18 protein-coding genes are annotated in these 18397 nt (G+C 41.7%); 6 read left to right on the plus strand and 12 right to left on the minus strand.

All coding sequences use genetic code 11. The features are described 5' to 3' along the window. The first annotated feature begins 325 nt into the window (after positions 1–325). Both JGK07_RS16030 and JGK07_RS16035 read left to right on the plus strand, forming a co-directional pair. Positions 326–718 (plus strand): pentapeptide repeat-containing protein, encoded by a 393-nt coding sequence (locus JGK07_RS16030; RefSeq protein WP_293186110.1) that lies wholly within the window; start codon positions 326–328, stop codon positions 716–718. Positions 719–772: 54 nt separating this feature from the next. Beyond that, positions 773–1285, plus strand: coding sequence for a pentapeptide repeat-containing protein (locus JGK07_RS16035; RefSeq protein ID WP_293186108.1), 513 nt, complete (start codon positions 773–775; stop codon positions 1283–1285). A gap of 120 nt (positions 1286–1405) precedes the next feature. Here JGK07_RS16035 and JGK07_RS16040 read toward each other — a convergent pair whose 3' ends face one another. Continuing rightward, a complete protein-coding gene (locus JGK07_RS16040) occupies positions 1406–2233 on the minus strand; it encodes a hypothetical protein (protein WP_293186107.1) in 828 nt (275 codons plus the stop codon). Here JGK07_RS16040 and JGK07_RS16045 point away from each other — a divergent pair. Then, positions 2226–2699, plus strand: coding sequence for a pentapeptide repeat-containing protein (locus JGK07_RS16045; RefSeq protein WP_293186105.1), 474 nt, complete (start codon positions 2226–2228; stop codon positions 2697–2699). The genes JGK07_RS16040 and JGK07_RS16045 overlap by 8 nt on opposite strands. Before the next feature lie 115 nt (positions 2700–2814). Here the strand turns inward: JGK07_RS16045 and JGK07_RS16050 are convergent, their stop codons facing one another. From JGK07_RS16050 to JGK07_RS16075, 6 genes are all read right to left on the minus strand, one after another. Beyond that, a complete protein-coding gene (locus JGK07_RS16050) occupies positions 2815–4122 on the minus strand; it encodes a DNA/RNA non-specific endonuclease (RefSeq protein WP_293186104.1) in 1308 nt (435 codons plus the stop codon). An 86-nt stretch (positions 4123–4208) separates the two neighbouring features. Further along, a complete protein-coding gene (locus JGK07_RS16055) occupies positions 4209–4346 on the minus strand; it encodes a hypothetical protein (RefSeq protein WP_293186103.1) in 138 nt (45 codons plus the stop codon). Between the two features lie 771 nt (positions 4347–5117). Next, a complete protein-coding gene (locus JGK07_RS16060; RefSeq protein WP_293186102.1) occupies positions 5118–5372 on the minus strand; it encodes a cytoplasmic protein in 255 nt (84 codons plus the stop codon). A 4-nt stretch (positions 5373–5376) separates the two neighbouring features. Next, the gene (locus JGK07_RS16065) at positions 5377–8226 is read right to left on the minus strand and encodes a hypothetical protein (protein WP_293242504.1); all 2850 of its coding nucleotides are present in this window, start codon (positions 8224–8226) and stop codon (positions 5377–5379) included. A 28-nt stretch (positions 8227–8254) separates the two neighbouring features. After that, positions 8255–8506 (minus strand): hypothetical protein, encoded by a 252-nt coding sequence (locus JGK07_RS16070; protein ID WP_293288123.1) that lies wholly within the window; start codon positions 8504–8506, stop codon positions 8255–8257. Continuing rightward, a complete protein-coding gene (locus JGK07_RS16075; protein ID WP_293290944.1) occupies positions 8497–9051 on the minus strand; it encodes a hypothetical protein in 555 nt (184 codons plus the stop codon). The genes JGK07_RS16070 and JGK07_RS16075 overlap by 10 nt, the downstream gene beginning before the upstream one ends. Positions 9052–9396: 345 nt before the next feature. On the opposite strand from JGK07_RS16075, the gene JGK07_RS16080 reads away from it, so the two are divergent. Next, positions 9397–10578 (plus strand): pentapeptide repeat-containing protein, encoded by a 1182-nt coding sequence (locus tag JGK07_RS16080; RefSeq protein WP_293186100.1) that lies wholly within the window; start codon positions 9397–9399, stop codon positions 10576–10578. 148 nt (positions 10579–10726) lie between these two features. Here the strand turns inward: JGK07_RS16080 and JGK07_RS16085 are convergent, their stop codons facing one another. Continuing rightward, positions 10727–12364, minus strand: coding sequence for a DNA/RNA non-specific endonuclease (locus JGK07_RS16085; RefSeq protein ID WP_293290946.1), 1638 nt, complete (start codon positions 12362–12364; stop codon positions 10727–10729). Between the two features lie 470 nt (positions 12365–12834). Here JGK07_RS16085 and JGK07_RS16090 point away from each other — a divergent pair, with 470 nt between their 5' ends. After that, positions 12835–13365 (plus strand): pentapeptide repeat-containing protein, encoded by a 531-nt coding sequence (locus JGK07_RS16090; RefSeq protein WP_293201361.1) that lies wholly within the window; start codon positions 12835–12837, stop codon positions 13363–13365. A 143-nt stretch (positions 13366–13508) separates the two neighbouring features. On the opposite strand, the gene JGK07_RS16095 is transcribed toward JGK07_RS16090, so the two are convergent. From JGK07_RS16095 to JGK07_RS16105, 3 genes are read right to left on the minus strand one after another with little or no spacing between them, the layout of a single operon-like run. After that, positions 13509–14006 carry a pentapeptide repeat-containing protein gene (locus JGK07_RS16095; RefSeq protein WP_293201359.1) on the minus strand — a complete coding sequence of 166 codons (498 nt, stop codon included), beginning with the start codon at positions 14004–14006 and terminating at the stop codon, positions 13509–13511. Between the two features lie 31 nt (positions 14007–14037). After that, entirely contained in the window at positions 14038–15444 is a 1407-nt protein-coding gene (locus tag JGK07_RS16100) for a DNA/RNA non-specific endonuclease (protein WP_293290948.1), read from the minus strand. Between the two features lie 25 nt (positions 15445–15469). Next, on the minus strand, positions 15470–15835 hold the full coding sequence (locus JGK07_RS16105) for a hypothetical protein (protein ID WP_293290950.1): 366 nt from the start codon (positions 15833–15835) through the stop codon (positions 15470–15472). Between the two features lie 423 nt (positions 15836–16258). Here JGK07_RS16105 and JGK07_RS16110 point away from each other — a divergent pair, with 423 nt between their 5' ends. Next, positions 16259–16732, plus strand: a complete 474-nt coding sequence (locus JGK07_RS16110) for a pentapeptide repeat-containing protein (RefSeq protein WP_293186096.1) — start codon at positions 16259–16261, stop codon at positions 16730–16732. 142 nt (positions 16733–16874) lie between these two features. Here the strand turns inward: JGK07_RS16110 and JGK07_RS16115 are convergent. Beyond that, positions 16875–18397 (minus strand): DNA/RNA non-specific endonuclease (locus JGK07_RS16115; RefSeq protein WP_293201353.1); only part of this gene is annotated, 1523 nt, incomplete at its 5' end.

Below are 18397 nucleotides of genomic sequence, written 5' to 3' on the forward strand. Positions count from 1 at the left end.
GCGCCGTGTCCTGACTTTGGGTAATATTAATTCCGATGCCACCGGATTTGATATCATTTGCCGATCGGGATTTGTGTTAAAAATCCCGCCTCTCTTAGGAAACAAAGTCCCCCGATATGGATAATTTTGCTATTAACAACTGCCATGAAATACACCAGTAAAGTTGCTATTATTGATAAGGCAAATAGATATAGCAGTCCTAAATCAGTGGCAAATTTATCGAGAGTATAATCCTTGTAGTACAATCATCTTTCTCGCGTGTCATTTGGGAAATAATTTAAAATTGCTATATAATACAAGATCTAAACTAATTTAGACAATAATTATGAGTCTTCAAGAAATTGCCAAGGGACGCATCGCTGGAGCTGATATGATTCAACGGTATAGAGCCGGAGAGCGAAACTTTACAGGGATTGATTTAAAATCCGCTCGTCTTCAGTGGCCTTGTTTCATTGATATCAATCTCAGCCAGGCCGATTTGAGATGGGTAGACTTTGAGATGGGGCGGACTCGCCTAATCAATGCCAATATGAGTGATGCCAATATGGAAAAAGTTTCTTTAGTATCGGCTTTCATGCTCAATGCGAACTTGAGAGGACCTAATCTCAGAAACGCTAACTTAACTAATGCTGACCTAACTAATGCTGACCTAACTAATGCGGATTTGAATGGTGCTGATTTAAGCGGTACTGCTCTCATTGGGGCTAATCTAACATGAGCTAATATTACTGATATTAAAACGACAAAAGATACTATTTTTTGTCAAACTATTATGCCTAATGGTCAGGTACAAACCGATCCTCACAGACTGACAGATGTTCAGGAATTTCTCAGACTTTATGATGAAGGTGAAAGAGAGTTTCAGGATATAATTTTGCATGAAGTCGATCTCAGTAATGTTAGTTTATCTGGCGTTAATTTTTTGTGGCAAACTCGCTTCAGCCACGTAAATTTGGTCGGAGCTAAATTGACTGATTGTAATTTTGGTGGCATTAAACGTATTGTTTTTAGTGACATGAGGAATACCAATTTAAGTAACTGCGAATGGCGCGATTCTCAAATAATTTACTGCGATCTTAGAGGTGCATATTTGGGATTGCTTGATATGTATGCTCCTGATTTTACAGGAAGTAATCTTGAGGGTATTCAAAATTTTTTTGGTGTCGAAGAAGATATGTATTTCTGTAACACCACTTGGGTAAGTGGAGAATTTATCCCCGGACCAATCAATTCTAGTGAACGTTGGATAGAACGCCCGCAAAAGATTAGGAATGATAGATTTTGAAGAAGTTGCCATGTGAATATATCGGTTGAATAAAATAGGACTTACGCAGAGCATTGAGGGAACAGTCATTTTTTGAACATTTTTCAAAATAGTTCTGCGTAAATCCCAAGCGAGTTGGACTTAGGGAGGTGGAAACTGGAAATCGCTTTGTTGTTTAATTCGATTCCGAACATCTTCAGGAAGATTTGACAAAAAGTTAAAAACCTTGTCAGAACCCTGAGTATTCAGAAGACTTTCAAGCTGATTAATAGAAATCTTCCATGTATTTGGTCTTCGCCATTGTTCAGCACTTGTTATGGGATCGCGGCTTTCACCTAACAGTTGATTAAGTGGATTCGGGACTGCTGGTTGCCCGATCCAGTTCGTGTAAGGTTCTGGTATGTTGGGCGTAATGTACGTGTAACTGCCAAGAATATCTTGTACCCCAAGATTTGATTTGTTGGAAACCAAGATTGTTTTCCATGTCCATCCAGGAATCCGAATTCCGTTAGCTTCTAAATTTGTGGGATTTGTATTTCCCTGATTTTGTGCTTCCGTAAGTGCTTCAGGTGCTCTAGTTTTTGGCTGAACCGACCAATTCTGTTCTTTAGTATCAAAAACACCAGCAGTAATATCAAGTTTTTTGTTGTAATCAAAAATTAGCTGGTCAACTAATCCTGATTCTATTGCAGACCATGCAGGCGAAATGTCTGGGTCTAAGCTACCTGTGTTATTGCGGAAACCAACAAAATGTAGCGGCGAGTTGAAAACAGATCCTTGATTGCGGATTAACTTGCCCGTACTATCATAAAGTTTACCCTCCTTTCCGATAGAACCGCCCTTCTCCAAATCGAGTTGTACCATTGAGGCAAATAAAACATCTGCGGCTGCCTCAGCAAAACCCGAATTGTAAAGTGACGATGCTATTGTTGATTGTGTAAATAGATGCAGGAGTCGAGTTATGGACAAAGAAAGTATTGCTGTAGAAGAATTACTCAGACGATATGTGGCTGGCGATCGAGATTTTAGAAACATCATTTTGGAGTACGCTGACTTGAGCGGGGTTGAACTGCAAAATATCGACTTGACTGGCGCTCAATTTAACTACGTTAATTTGAGCCGAGTCAATTTGCATAGATGTAAGTTGCGATCGGCTCAGTTTTGGTATTGTAACTTTACGGATGCCAAAATTTATGATTCTGATTTAGAAAGCACTCGGTTTTTTGACTGCGATCTGAGAGGGGCCAATACTAGCGCGACGTGTAACCTAACTTGTGCTCGTTTCACCCGAATTAACTTTCAAGGTGCTAAGCTGGGTGGAACTGGAGAAGATCCTTGCGAGTTTCGGGACATTATTCGGCAAGACGGAGTTTTCATACCGGGTTTTACCTTCAATCCCTATCTCTATTCTCACAACACTAACAGAGAAGTATGAAATTATAACAAGGTTATCAAAAGTTGTTAGAGGATGATTTTCTGCCACTAAAAGAAGCAAAATGTCAAGAAGGAGGAGATTATCTACCTCGCTCCTTCAAGGCATTTTGAACATTTTATGGCAGATTTGAAAAGAAATCAAAATCAAACGCATAGTTGCGAACTTTGTTACGTTCGTTAAGAATATTTGTGAGTTCTGGGAGAGTAACTCTCCAAGTATCAGGATTTCTCCAAGCCGTTGCATTAGTTATGTTACTGCGAGCGCTGTTCAAAAACGGAGAAAACACATCATTATTAAGCGGATTTGCAACCCCATCTAAGGATAAATTCCAATCTGGTTCTGCTACGTTAGGCGTCATATATGCGAAAGTTTCTATGTTTGACGAAGTAACTTCGGCTCCTGGTTGTTCCACAGCCATGATTGTTTTCCACGTCCATCGAGGAATGTGAATTTGTCGGTTTGACAAATTGCTAGGGCTTGTATTTCCCTGATTGATATACGCTCCATCTACAATCCGATTAAGCAGCTCGGGAACATTGGTTTTCTTTTGAAGATTTGGATCGTTACCAATAGCTCCAGCGAAAATGTAAAGCTCTTGCCCCTGAGCAACTCGGGGGGCTATCACTTTATCTTCTATATTAAACCAAGCTGAAGCATCTGCTGGAGAGTTGCTTCCTGGAACAAAAAATCGATTGTTATCCATTGATTGGGCAATCAAATTAGTGGTTAGGTAGGTTGCTAACTGGTCTTTGGGATGTCTCACTCTATCTCTGTCAGGAGACAAATGACCTCGATCCATTCCTAACCCCGTAAAGATATTTCCATCATAGGTAAACAAGCCACTAGCTAATAAATCGGGATCGGTTATAAATTCAGGTCTTTGTATTAACCCATTGGGTAATTCTCCTGGTTGTGTATCTGGTCTTGTCGCCCATGTTTTGTCTACTTTCCAACCTACCCAGTTGGCAAGTTTGGTATCAGCATTGTAAGACACTGCGTACTGTGGTTTTTCAAGCAGCAAGTTGTTTTGGTATGTACTATTGCTAGGATTCCATCTAGCTTCAGTGGGATTACCAAATTTGAGATGGTCGCTCTTGAAGAAAACATTATCTATGTAAACGGAATCACCGCCGTTTAAAGAAAAGGTTATTTTCGCTGGCTTCCCTCGAAACTCTGCGATTTCTGAATCAGTGAGGTTTAACTTAAGTTGGAAGGTTTCAAATCCTTTTCTGCCAAAGCCAATCTTATTTTCGATATCCGAGTAGATGTCCTTAATATCCTGAATTTGATTGTAGTTACTTGCGTCGATCAAAAAATTTGCATCTTCTGCAAGATTGACGATTACATCTTTACTTTGACCGTCGATCGTTTCAAGTTTTACATTGATTGTCTTAAAGTGCCGACACTGGTCAAAAGATACCAACCTTCATCCTCCTGTTTTCCTCTATATTTTCCTCGCCAATAACAAGAGTCAAAATCCTCCACCGGTGGGGCTTTTGACTCTTGTTGTCACTCCGTCAGCCAAAAAGGTTTTTCGGCTGGTTCATAAACAATTGTATTGTCCTGATCGGGTAAAGGTTTTGTGTGTTCTTCTCCGACGAAAATAATTAGTGGTATTCCTTCAGGAAAGGCGCGACAAGTTGGCATCTCGTTTATATACACGTCATGAAACCAGTGACGGCAGGCACGGCATCCTCCATATTCAGCCATTTGATTACTCCTTAACAACAATACGATCTATAAATTAATCTAAACTTTTACAGCTCGTATCATTATTTTACGTTTTTAGCGTCTGGCTCTGCCCAGCAAATTTTAGTTTTACTCTTCCATTTTGTCTGTTGTACTTTTTTTAATTGCCTCATAAACAATTGTATTCTTCTGCTTGGGTAGAACTTTAGTATGTTGAATTTCCCCTGATACTATTATCAGAGGTATTCCTTCAGGAAAGGCACTGCAATTTAGGTCGCCTAAATAATGCCGACAACCACGACACCCTCTATATTCGCTCATTTGATTTTTATTCATTGGAGTATTAAGGACGAACAACTACTACCTGTTTTGGGTCAAAAACTAGGATGCTTTTTCTCCAAGGAACTAGAGGATTTCCTATTTGAATAGCATCGTAACCTTGAGATTTTAAATATTCTGCATATTGATTAATTAACTCTTGGTCTGACAACTGTAAACCATTAGTTAAACGGTAGTTTTATAAGCTGGACTTGTAGGCAAAATCATGTGAATATATTTGGGGAGTTTTTACATTTAACGTTATATCTAATACGGCATCATCGGTGCTGTAGATTTCGGCTACCCTTATATCATTTGATAAATAAAGTCCCGGTCCAAACAATGAGTATCCTCTGTTAAAGTAAGCAGGATCTACCAAATCCGCTACCGATGGGGCTTTTGACTCGGTTGTCACTCCGTCTGCCAAAAAGGTTTTTCGGCTGGTTCATAAACAATTGTATTGTCTTGGTCGGGTAAAGGTTTTGTGTGTTCTATTGGCTCATAAACAATTGTATTGCCTTGGTCGGGTAAAGGTTTTATATGTTCTCCACCTCCGACGACAAAAATTAGTGGTATTCCTTTAGGGAAGGCGCGACAAGTTGGAATCTCGTCTACAATGCCATCTAACAAGTGACGGCAGTCAAGGCATCGTTTATATTCAGCCATTTGATTACTCCTTAACAACAACTACTTGTTTGCGGTCGAAAACTAAATAATATTGCATGAATTCTGGGGTAGTCACGATCGCATCATACCCCTGAGATCTGAGATACTCTGTATATTTATCTATCGCCTCTGATCCTTGTTTACCAATTGTATTACCGTAAATTTTTGCCTCCTCGAAAAATTCCTCTAAACCCGGATAGACTCTGGGGTTTTTTATGTTCAGCACGGTTTTTAATATCGGACCTTTCCTTAGATTGCCATTCTCATCAATGCTAAAATCCTTAGCCCTCTCCTCCTGATTTGTCACATACAAACCTTCTCCGAGGAAACCGCTTGCGAGCCTAGCAGGATTTACACCACCATTCGCAATACTAGCAGCACGAACTGGGTTAGTTCCATGATAGAGCACGCGTCTGCTGTAGCTATTTTTTGTATATTCTTCAGCCTCAGCGAGAGTCATAGAAGATTCCCACTTCTTGCCAAAAGAAATATCGTCAAGGTAAACAGTGCCGTCATTGATTTCAAACTTGAGTAAAGCTACCTTACCGCGCAGTTCTTGCGGGACATTTAGGTAGAAAGTTTCCAAGCCTTCAGTACCATAACCGATCTTGCGAATATTGCTGTCGAGCTCCTCCGGAGAGCTATTTTTTTCATATACTCCTCGCTCTAAATCGATAGTTCCTATTGACGTAAACTGTTCGTAACCAGCTACGTTTGCTTGCATAGAAACCGTAATTTTTCTTCCCGCACCGAGTTGGTCTTGGGGTACGTGCAGGTCGAACTTCAAACTATCGTGTAAGCTGTTTTGATCGGGGACAAGAAAGAGATTATGAATTATTTCTTTAGGTCCATCAGTACCTCCCATCTTCAAGGTATTGTTTTGTCCGGCTAAACCGTAGTTTAATTTTCTTTGCTCTTCAGTTAAAAAGGTATCAATCTCATCCCGTTCATGCAGATGTCTTTGCGACACATTAGGATTGTCGGATACACTTAAAGAGTTGTAAAAAGACCAGCCTGGAACGCTCTGATATGTAAAACGTTTGCTGGCGTCAAAATTACCATTGAAAAGGGTGGGAACTGCATAGTCACCTCGCATCTTGTTACCTATAGTTTCGTCTGTGTAGGTGTTGTCCTCAGTTACGGGCACACGGTTACTTACGTTAGCATCATAGGGGCGTAATTGAGAGCCACCGCCCAGTACCGAGTAAAACCAGCCAGTACCGATACCTTCCCAAGGAGCTCGTTGTTCACCGTGAGTAAAATTAGCATTCGTATGATCTGGTGTGTACCACGTAGGTTTGGTTGGATTGCCTGAACTATCTAATTCCAGATCTCCAAGCCGGCGGTAAATCCTCTCTCCATTCTTTGAGGGGAGTTGACTTCCGCTAAGGTTAGTTGTTCCTCCATACCAAGTTAGAGCGTGCGTGTGAGGCTTTCCATCCGTGCTATGTTCAGTAAATCCAATCCGGCTCGAGCCATTTAGAGAGCCTGTTCCATTAGAACCACCAAGGTGTACGTTCCAATCCGCCTCCGCAATTCGCCGACCAGCACGGGTATTGGTTTCCTGTGCATCCAGAGCGGGGACATCTTGATAATAGTTATCGGCATAGGTAACATTTTCCCAGATTCTCACTTCTGGATCGCGGAAGCTTTTTAAGGAGCCTACTAAGTAATTTTGCTCGAAATCATGAGGATCGATCGTTGTCATCTGGAGGTCGCGGTTTACAAGGTTAGTACCACCAGCGAAGGGAAAATAACTCCCCAAACGCTGGACAATTTCATTGTTGATCGCTGCACCCTGACCAAACCCAATAAAGTGCATAGGTGAATTGAAAAGGGTGTTTGCCAAATTTTGATTTAAAGCTACCAGTGAAGCAAAAAAGGCATCTGCGGCTGCCTCAGTAAAGCCAGAGTTAAATGCAGTTGCTTCTGGCGACTGTTCCCATCCAGGTATTAGTGTCAGTGGTGCACCCAATTTATGACTTGGAGGAGAGAAGGTTGTGGAGCCATCAAAATTCACCCACCCCCATTTGTTTGTAGCCCGGTCATAACGCATGACCAAACCATTTTCTTTAGTCATGTGAGAAGCCATCTCCTGGAATTGGCGATCTATCAAATTACCTTCAGGCTCCAAACCTCGCGTTAACACCGTAACGCTGCTGAAAGTATTGCCACCAGAAATGGGAGTCGGCAGTAAAGTCTTAAACTTATTGGTAACAACTTTTTTTGCCCCTTTATTCGTCGTAGCTTCCACAGCCCAATGATATTCCTGACCCGCCGTCAACATTCGATCGCTAGAAAGAGTAAACTCCTCTGAAGAACCAGCCTTAGTTTTCCCATCCCAAGTCCACGTACCGTTTTCCCATTGAGCAGTCAGAACCCGATTCGGATTGTAATCTTTGTCGGCAGTCGAATTTAACCCATCCCACCGATCGCCCGGCAACAAGCCCTTCCCTTGCGGAAAAACGCTTACATAAAGATTGACCTTATCGACATCAGTATCAGGCTTAAAACCAGGAAGACCGCAGGGTTCATTCTCACCCTTCAAATCCCACTGAAAAGTAGGAGTTAAAGGATTGCTATCATTCTTGCTATCCCCGATCGGTCCTTTTAATTCCAACCAGTTTTTAGCATTCGCTATTGCCAAACCTTTAGGATTTCCGCCGATACCAATTGGAGCGCGATTCGTACCTTCTGGTACGCTAAAGGCAAAGTTATTAATCCAATTTCCCCCTGTAATTTCGTAGTCGGCCGCAATACTGACAAGAGGGTTGATATCGTCAATAGGCACGCGGGCGAGGTCGGCAGTTGTCGCATTTCGCTGATTGCTTGCCTGGAAACCCCAAGTATCCACACCCCTGTCGCGGGCGTCAAGCTTGTAATTACCCGGATTCTCTTCCTCCCAAACCTAGGGTGGGATAGGAACCAATCAAATATTTGCCGTCGCTCGAAAGCGCTACGTTGTTAGTTAAGCTGCCAGGAATCGGTCGAGTTGCGGCCACCAGTCGAGGATTGGGTTCCAGCGGGTTTGCGATAATGCCTATATTTCCACCCTCGCGCGTATTTACATTTGCCCTAGAGTTGCGACCGGCAACAAACGCATATTTCCCGTCTTGCGTTACTGTTACAGCCACTGCCTCGTTGACATCAAAATAGTCAGTGGCCACGCCCAGCGACAAAGGAGCGGCACTCCGAAGCCCTTGCCGTCATCCTGAAGCTTTATCTCCTCCCCATTACTTATGGTGCGGACACTAGCAAATCCGTTGGTGAACACCATTTTCTTCGGGTCGGAAGTAGCAGCTATGCCCTCTGTCTCCGATGCGGTGGGGATTACTCCAATCTGCTGGTGCCACTTCCGCTCGTTAGAGCCCTGAGCGCTCGGTTTGTCGCGAGGATCAATGTTGACAGCGTAAAGGTTACGGTTAGGTGTTTGTTCGTTACTGTCGGAACCTGTGGCGAACAGCCGCCGCCCGTCGCTGCTGATGGCTAGCTGACTCAATCCCAGGGGTGATGTGACGTTAATTGTTTGAACGACGGTATGATAAGTTGCTGAATTCGGGTTGATGTCGAGGACGTAGATGTTGGGGCGATTTTGGTCGGCAATGTAAGCGTAATTATCCTTGGGGTCAATGACAATACCTTGCGGGCGAGCTCCCTGGGGCAAGGCAATCCCATCCACAGTTGCTGTTTGTGGATTAGTATCTATCTCTCGCAGTGCCTGTTGGTAGGGGCGATCGACTCCGGTCGGTCTGATGGGATATTGGGATTACCCACAGGAATGTTAATAGCAACCGCCAATTTAGCGCTGCTCTGGGTTTCAACAGTTGATAAAGCATCTTTGAGATTAATCTCAGCTAGTGCCTGATTGAATTCTGCATCTTTTAATTATTACCTGCTCGCTTCAATAGCAAACTTTTATTTCTGCCCCGCATTTGTGACTAATTGCTGATTATATTGCAGTAGCAAAAACCAGGATTATCGTACTATAATAATTCAGAAGTTAAACTAATTGAATAGATAAATTATGAATGCTGAAGAATTGGTCGGACGGTATGCCAATGGCGAGAGAGACTTTGCTGAGGTTGACTTGAGTAGTGTCGATTTGAACAGAACAATGCTTATTGATATCAATCTCACCAATACCAATTTGATAAATGCTAACCTCAGCGATGCTAACTTGAGTGGTGCTAACTTGAGCGATGCTAACTTGAGTGGTGCTAACTTGAATGGAACTCAGTTGATTAATGCCAACTTGAGTGGTGCGAATCTGAGGGAGGCTAATCTTAGTGGAGCCAACCTAGAGAGGGCGAACTTGAGCGCTGCCAGCCTCATTTACGTCAACCTCAGCAACGCTAATCTGGAACACGCTGATTTAAATGATACTGATTTACTAGAAGTTGACTTCAGCGGTGCCAATCTCAGTCATGCTAATTTGTGGGGAGCTGATTTGAGTAATGTATATTTTCTTGAAACTAATTGTACAGGAGCTAATTTCAGCAACGCATTCTTGGTGGATGCGGTTATCGAAGGTGCTAACTTTCAGGGCGCACAAATTGATAGCGCTATTTTCGAGATGCAAAAGATTCGATTTCGAGAACTCCGAAGTCGATATGCGGCTGGGGAAAGAAATTTTAGCGGTTTTATGGTGGAGAGGGATGATATTGCTCCCGGCGAGCATTGGGATCTCGGACAATTTAAAGGCTTGGATTTAAGTGGCATTATTTTGCGTAACAGTAGCATCCAAGATATTGGTCTCTACATGGAGGGAGTGATTTTGCGCGGGGCTGACTTGACTAGGGTCGATTTGGGTGAGAGTCATTTTGAAGGAGCAGATTTGAGTAATGCTATTTTGCGGGAAACCCGTATCTTCCAATCGGTTTTTGAGTTTGCCAATTTGAGTGGAGCTGACTTGACGAGAGCTGGGTTAGTCGAGAGTAGTTTTTTCTATACCAATTTCAGTAGAGCCAATTTGAATAAGGCAAGAATCAGCAATCTCCACTTTGTTCGCGATAATTTGACGGAGGCAACCTTTAAGGGAGCCAGGTTTTTTAACGGTGTTTATTTTGAAAAAGCCAATTTGACCCGAGCCGACTTCCGTGGAGCCGACTTCGGGGTGAAAGATAATAATCTTTTTTGGGCTAAGTTTCGAGATTGCCGTTTTGAGGAAACACTGATGCCCGATGGCAGCGTGCGTAGTAATAGCTAAAGTAAATATAGCAATCCTAAATCATTTGTGAATTTCTTACTCTCTCCCCTTCGCAAGGGGAGGGTTGGGGTGGGGTAAAAAAATTACGACTCATTTAGGATTACTATAGACTTCTCTGATGAGAAGTTTATTTCAGCTAGAATGTGAGCTATTGTGGAAGAAGTCTCTGAACCGATCTGAGATTGTCTTTAACAGCAGGATCGTGGATATTAGAAAGAAAATCGTACTGACTGTCTAGGGGTAAATCTTTGTTAAGCCTTGCTTCCAATGCTTTGATACTCATTGTAAACGCTCCATCATTCCACGCTCGATTTTCAAATGTTGGGCCGATCAGACCATCTAAATATTGAGTAGGTTTTGTGTAGTCGAGCGTTTGTTTAATGCTGTAGGAATTGTTAGGTATCCACCAAGCAAAGTGGATATCTGGAACCTCAGATTTGTTTTCAGGTGAAAAGCCTAAAACCACCTTCCAAAGTGCATCCGGCACTTTAATCTTTGCTTGATTATTGCTGTCTGTTCCCGCCGTAAAATTGGTAAATTGGTTGGGACTAGAATCTCCTATTTTAATTGGAGTAGGCCCTTTCACCTCCGTAGGTAAAGGCCCATCGGTTACTGTTCCGCCACCCTCACCTGAACCTCCTGCAAAGATGAAGAATTTAAAATCGCGGTTCTTTGCAAGATCCCGAAGTCCTTTTTCCTGAGTTGCCCAAATTCCTGAGTTTTGCTTGCTATCTTGAGGAATAATATTTGTTGTCAAAAACGTGGCTATGTTATCCTTCTTACTCCTTTGGCGATCCGCAGAAGGAGTTAAATGCCCCCGATCTGCCCAAAAGAAAGCTTTCTTGTTCCACAAAAATCGACCATATTCATCCTTAGTGTAGCTAATCTGAGATTTAAAATCGTAATCATTATCCTGCACCCTATAGAAATTTGGTGCAGGCAATTCTGGATCTTCAGCAAACTTTTCTGCTGCTCTCCCTGCACTGCCATTTGCCCAACCTTTGTCAAGTACCCAGCCCACCCAGTTAGGAGTATTTGTTTGACCATTGTAGGAAAGAGTATATTGAGGCTTCTCTATCAAGTAGTTAGTTTGATAGGTGTTATTCGGATCGGTGTTATCCAGATAACTTCTAGCACGATTGGGATTACCAAACTTGAGCGAATCACTTTGGAAGAAAACATTATCTAGGTAGACAGGAATAGATGCTTTGCCTTTGAATTCAACAGTTGCCACTTGACCGCGCAGTCTTTCTGGTACATCAATGTAGAAAGATTCAAAGCCAGTTCTGCCGTAATCTACTTTATATTTATCTTCTAGGTAAGTAGAAGGAACACCGACAGCATCTGTGCCATTTTGGGCTTTTTGGAGAGTTATTGTTTGAGAAAACTCTGGAATTGAGGGATCTAATGGTCGAATAGTAACATCAAGCGTACCTTTAGGGTTGGCATTAGACCTATTAGGAACCCCAGGTGCGTGTAGATCGAGTCGAAGGGAACCCCAATCAGGAACGGCAAAGAAATTGTGCGTAATGCTTTCACCTGATTTGAGCTCCAAAGCATAATTGGGTTGACCCAAATTAGCCCCTACTACAGGGCTAGATAAAGTAGTAATATTGTTCCGATTCACCAAGGAGCTTTGCAACACAGACTTATTATCGCCATTGTACAAAGACCAACCAGGAATGGGTTGCGAATCTAGTTGAGCCGCTACAGTTCTCAAAGTTACCCAACTCAGTTTTAGTCTTCTTCCCACCATCAAAATAAGGTCGTAATTGAGAACCTCCACCTAAAACAGAATGGAACCAACCCGTACCAATTCCTTCCCAAGGAGCTTTAATATCTCCCTGAGTAAAACTAGCATTAGTGTGGTCAGGAGTGTACCAAATCACAGATCTTTGGGTATTTTTTCAGTTATAATTGATGATTTCCTGTTCTATACCTGTAGATTATGGATTTTTTTGTAGGCACATAAACAATTGTGTTTCTCTGATTTGCTAAAGGCTTAGTATGTTTGATCTGACCGGAAACAATTTCTATGGGAATTAAGCCAGGCTCAAAGGCTGGACAGGTTCCCTCTGGTCGAAAATATCGGCAGTAGTTACATCCTTTGTACTCAATCATTTTTTTTACGATTCAATCACTACTACTTGTTCAGGAGGATATAGTATAAAGTATTGCAAGGCCGTAATTTCTACGATATCAATACCTAAATTCTTGGACCAATTTTCCGAAAGCAATAACTAAAATAGAAATATTATGCTGATTACACCAGATGAACTACTAGAACGCTATCAAGCTGGAGAGCGCAATTTTGCCGGATTGAGGATGAAGGCTAATACAGACAATCCTGATGTCTTAGACGGTGCTGACCTAAGTAATATTATCTTAAGTGGAATATACTGGCCGGGAGCTAGGCTTAGAGACGTTAACTTAACAGAAGCTAAATTAATAGGAGCTTATATGCCTGACGCTGATTTCACACTAGCAGACCTAACATGGGCCAATCTCAACGGAGCTACATTGAGGCGGGCTTGTTTAGAATGTACTAATTTGACAGGGGCTAGGCTGGAATATGCTAACTTAATTCAAGCTAACTTGGAAGGGGCTGATACTCTTAATGCTAATTTTGAATATAGTTCTCTGTGCCAATTAAATTTGACGCGAATTAGACCTGCGGGTCATCCCATTGACACTCTTAATATCCATTGCACAGGTGCGTTACTCTGGAATACGCTCATGCCTGATGGAACGTTTATTGCCGATCCTGTATACGACATGAGATACTAAACACAGGTCTCCAATTACTTCGGTCATTGTCATATATAAGACTTACGCAAAAACCTATTTCTGACAAAAATTATCTCTTTTTCGATAAAAATTGACACAGAAACTAGGTTTTTGGTTGCCCATGCGTAAGTCCTGATACATATTTATTCGTGATACCTTGGATTGCTAACAAACGTACCATCAGGCAGATAGGTTTGCCAGAGCAAAGCGTTAGTCAAAATCACCTGACGATGACATTCTTCATCCAGCTTGATTTTGGTAAGACCTACTTGACAAAGAATACTTTCACTTAAATCAGCACCTGTTAAGTCGGCTCCAATCAATTTAGCACCTGTTAAGTTAGCTCCAATCAATTTAGCACCTCTGAGGTTAGCTCCATTTAGCCAAGCCTCAGTAAGGTTGGCTCCTGTCAGGTCTGCACCTGACAAGTCAGCCTCTGCCAGTCCACCACGAACTAAAGAGATTCCTACTAACTGAGCTCCACGCAAGTTAGTTCTGCTGAATGAGTTGAGATCAGCTCCACTTAAAATGATGTTGCTTAAGTTAGTTGTGGTTAATTCACTACAAATACCATATTGAGTTACCCCAGCAAAGTTACGTTCGCCAGCATTATAACGCTCGATTAATTCTGCTACATTCATATGGATAATTCTGTCTCCCTAAACTTATTACTTAAAATAATAGAGGTAAAGTAGTATTATCCTCAATTTTTTCTTGAACTTCGGTGGCAATGTTCGAGAAAAAGTTATAGCCAGTCAAGTCCTCAATATCATTGACTGAGAAAATGTGCTTGCGCCAGTCTAGTTTTGATGGCTGTTGGTTAGTATTTGGCAAAAGTACGCCAAAGGAGATGGCCTTAGTTGTAATATCTGTAGGACTTTGACCGGGTGCTTCTGGAATTAAAACAACTTTCCACAGCCATTCAGGAACATCAATATTAAATTGAGAAGTTCGATCCTTAATTTGTGAGGGTAATTTTGAGGGTAATTCTGAGGGTAATAGTGATTGAATCCGATCGATTGAGCCATACCTGCCAGTAATAACGTAAACCTCATTGTTAGGGTTATTACTCTTTCTAACAAAGGTGTTTATGTCACCTTCGAGCTTCTGCCATGCTGTATCATACTGAGGTTGTGGTACTACATTTGTTGTCAAGTATGTTAGGTAATTATCTTTAGAAATAGAGTAATTATCCTGTGCTCCTGTATTAGGGTTTGGGATTGTATGATAGCTCTCTATTCCTCTTTCTCGATCTTGATTTGGCACTAAATGTCCTCGGATAGCAATAGTACCATTTTGACCAGTTTTACTGTAGTCTTCACTGATTGTAGCATCAGCAAAAGGTAGGCTCAAATCGGGAGCAAAATTAGGACGTGGCATACTTACTCCTCCTAACCATGAAGGATCTAATTTATAGCTCACCCAATTAGGAGTCTTGAGACTATCATTGTAAGAAACTGCATACTGAGGTTTTTCAATTAAGTAGTTATTGGGTTGGCTTGCTTGCTCAGTCCTTGCTTCTTGTTGATTCAGAGACGGATTGCCAAACTTCAGGTGTTCGCTTTGGAAGAATACATTATCAATATACACTTCTGTATCTCCATGTAGCTTAAATCTTAGTCTAGCTGTTTTCCCTCGCATTTCATCAGGCACATTTACTTGAAATGTTTCAAATCCCTTAGAACCATAGCCAATGCGATTAAGCTGTGATTGTATCAGTGGTTGAGCAACTGCTTGAGGATGAACTTCTCGTAAATCTACAGCAGCGGGAATTGCTCTTATTTCATCAACAGGAATTAAGGATGGATCTTCCACGAGAGTGCTAGGATCAATCTCCTTATCCCTTAGTATAAAAGATTGGTCGTCTGTCTCCAAATACACTTGAATATAGTCATCCTTATCATCAAGGCGAGCTGGCTCAGGTACATGAATATCAAATCGTAAATTTCCCCAGTCAGGAACAACAAAGCGATTGTGCGTAATGCTCTCACCTGAGTTTAGCTTCAAAGCATAATTGGGTTGACCCGAATTAGCCCCTACTACAGGGCTAGATAAAGTAGTAATGCTGTTCCGATTCACCAAGGAGCTTTGCAACACAGACTTATTATCGCCATTGTACAAAGACCAACCAGGAATGGGTTGCGAATTTATCTTCTAACACCGAAACCCGATTATTCTTCAAATAATCCTCAAAGTCACCCAACTCATTTTTAGTCTTCTTCCCACCATCAAAATAAGGCCGTAATTGAGAACCTCCACCTAAAACAGAGTCAAACCAACCCGTACCAATACCTTCCCAAGGAGCTTTAGTATCTCCCTGAGTAAAACTAGCATTAGTATGGTCAGGAGTATACCAAGTCTTAGTAACATCGGTGATATTGTTTTGCTCCAAATCGCCCAAGCGGCGGTAAATTGTGTCACCGTTTTCCGATGGCAGTTTGCTACCCGTGAGATTAGCAGTTCCCGCCAAGCCAAAGCAGCCCGATGAGAAGCACCTTCCCCATCATCCGGCGTAAAACCAGCCCGGTTTCCTAAAGAAACATTCCAATCAGATTTCCAGTTCGTTCCAGCAAGTTCCCGACCGTTAATCGTATTCCCAATACCCTTTGTTTGGTAATAATTGTCAGCATAAGTGACATTATTCCAAACCTTAATTTCTGGGTCTTGAATATTAAGGTAAGTTCCTTCAAAAGAATTATCATCGTAATCGTAAGGGTCAATAGTCGTCATCTGAAAGTCGCGATTTGCCCGACTCGTACCACCAGCATCAGGTAAAAACGTACCTAAACGCTGGACAATTTCACTATTAACAACAGCCCCTTGACCGAAACCAACAAAATGTAGCGGCGAGTGCGCTATTATCGAAGGTGTAAATAGATACAGGAGTTGAGTTATGGAAAAAGAAAGGATTACTGTAGAAGAATTACTCAGACGCTATGCTGCGGGCGATCGAGATTTTAGAAACATCATTTTAGAGTATGCTGACTTGAGCGGAGTTGAACTGCAAAATATTAACCTGAGTGGTGCTCAATTTAACTATGTCAATTTGAGCCGACTCAATTTGCATAGGTGCGAGTTGGGTTCGGCTCAATTTTGGTACTGTAACTTTACAGAAGCTAGAATCACCTCAAGTCATTTGCAATACAGTAGGTTTTTTGACTGTGACTTGAGAGAATTTAACAGTAGTAGATGCGACATAAGCTCGGTTAATTTTACTAGAGTCAATTTACAAGGTGCGAAGCTTGGGGGCTTTGGCGAAGACCCTTGTAACTACTGGGACGTTATTCGCCATGACGGAGTTTTTATTTCTGGTTTCACTTCCAATCTGTATCGCTCTTCCTGTAGCAATACTAACAGGGAAGTATGAGATTATAATAATATCCTAAAAAGTTATGAGAGTATGATTACTTCTGGGCTAAACGGAACTTCCTCCTGTAATGCCAAGTTCCGTTTAGCCCAGAAGTAAAATGTTAAGAAGGAGGAGAATATCTCCCTTGATTCTTCAGAGCTTACTGAATATCTTCTGGCAGATTTGACAGGAAATCAAACTTAAAGTCATAGTTACGAACTTTGTTACGTTCGTTAAGAATCTTTGTGAGTTCTGGAAGAGTAACTCGCCAAGTATCTGGGTTCCTCCAATCCGTTTTCTTTATGTTACTGCGAACGCTGTCCAAAAAGGGAGAAAACATATCATTGTTAAGCGGATTAGCAATCCCATCTAAGGATACATTATTCCAATTTGGTTCTGCTATGTTAGGCGTCATATATGCGAAAGCTTCTATGTTTGACGAAGTAACATCAACTCCTGGTTGTTCCACAGCCATGATTGTTTTCCACGTCCATCTAGGGATGTGAATTTGTCGGTTTGACAAATTGCTAGGGCTTGTATTTCCCTGATTGATCAACTCTCCATTGAAAAGGTCATCAAGCAACTCAGGAACATTCGTTTTCTTTTGAGTATTTGGATTGTTGCCGATAGCCCCAGCAAAAATGTAGAGCTCTTGCCCCTGATTGGCTCTTTCATCTACCACTTTATCTTCAATATTGAACCAAGCAGAAGTCTCATCTGGATTATCGCTGTCTCCAAAGAAACGATTATTATCCATTGACTGGGCAATCAAATTGGTTGTTAAGTACGTTGCTAATTGGTCTTTGGGATGTCTTCTTCTATCTCTGTCAGGAGACAAATGACCTCGATCCATTCCTAAGCCCGTAAAGATATTTCCATCATAGGTAGACAAGCCACTAGCGAATAAATCGGGATCGGCTATAAACTCAGGTCTTTTTATTAACCCATTGGGTAACTCTCCCGGCTGTGTTTTTGGTCTTGTCACCCATGTTTTGTCTACTTTCCAACCAACCCAGTTGGCAATTTTAGTATCAGCATTGTAAGAAACCGCGTACTGTGGTTTTTCAAGCAGCAAGTTGTTTTTATATGTACTGTTGCTAGGATTCCATCTAGCTTGAGTGGGATTACCAAATTTGAGATGCTCGCTCTTGAAGAAAACATTATCTATGTAAACGGAGTCACCGCCGTCTAAAGAAAAAGTTATTTTCGCTGACTTTCCTCGGAAATCTGCTATTTCTAAATCAGTGAGGTTTAACTTAAGTTGGAAGGTTTCAAATCCTTTTCTGCCAAACCCAATCTTATTTTCAATGTCTGAATAGATGTTCTTAATAGACTCGGTGTTATTGTTGTTGGCTGCATCAATTTGAAAGTTTGCATCTTGTGCCAGATTGATGATTACATTTTTACTTTGTCCATCTATCGTTTCAAGCTTGACATTTAGTGTTCCGCTTTGAGTGGGAGCAAAAACATCAAATCGTAAATTTCCCCAATCCGGTACGACAAAGGGATTGTGCGTGATGCTGTCGCCTGTACCTAATTTTAGAGCATAATTGATTGAACCCGAATTAGACCCTACTACAGGGTTAGATAAAGTAGTAATGCTGTTCCGATTCACCAAGGAGCTTTGCAACACAGACTTATTATCGCCATTGTACAAAGACCAACCAGGAATGGGTTGCGAAT

This window comes from Microcoleus sp. PH2017_24_DOB_U_A, from assembly GCF_020738205.1.
Taxonomy (GTDB): Bacteria; Cyanobacteriota; Cyanobacteriia; order Cyanobacteriales; family Microcoleaceae; genus Microcoleus.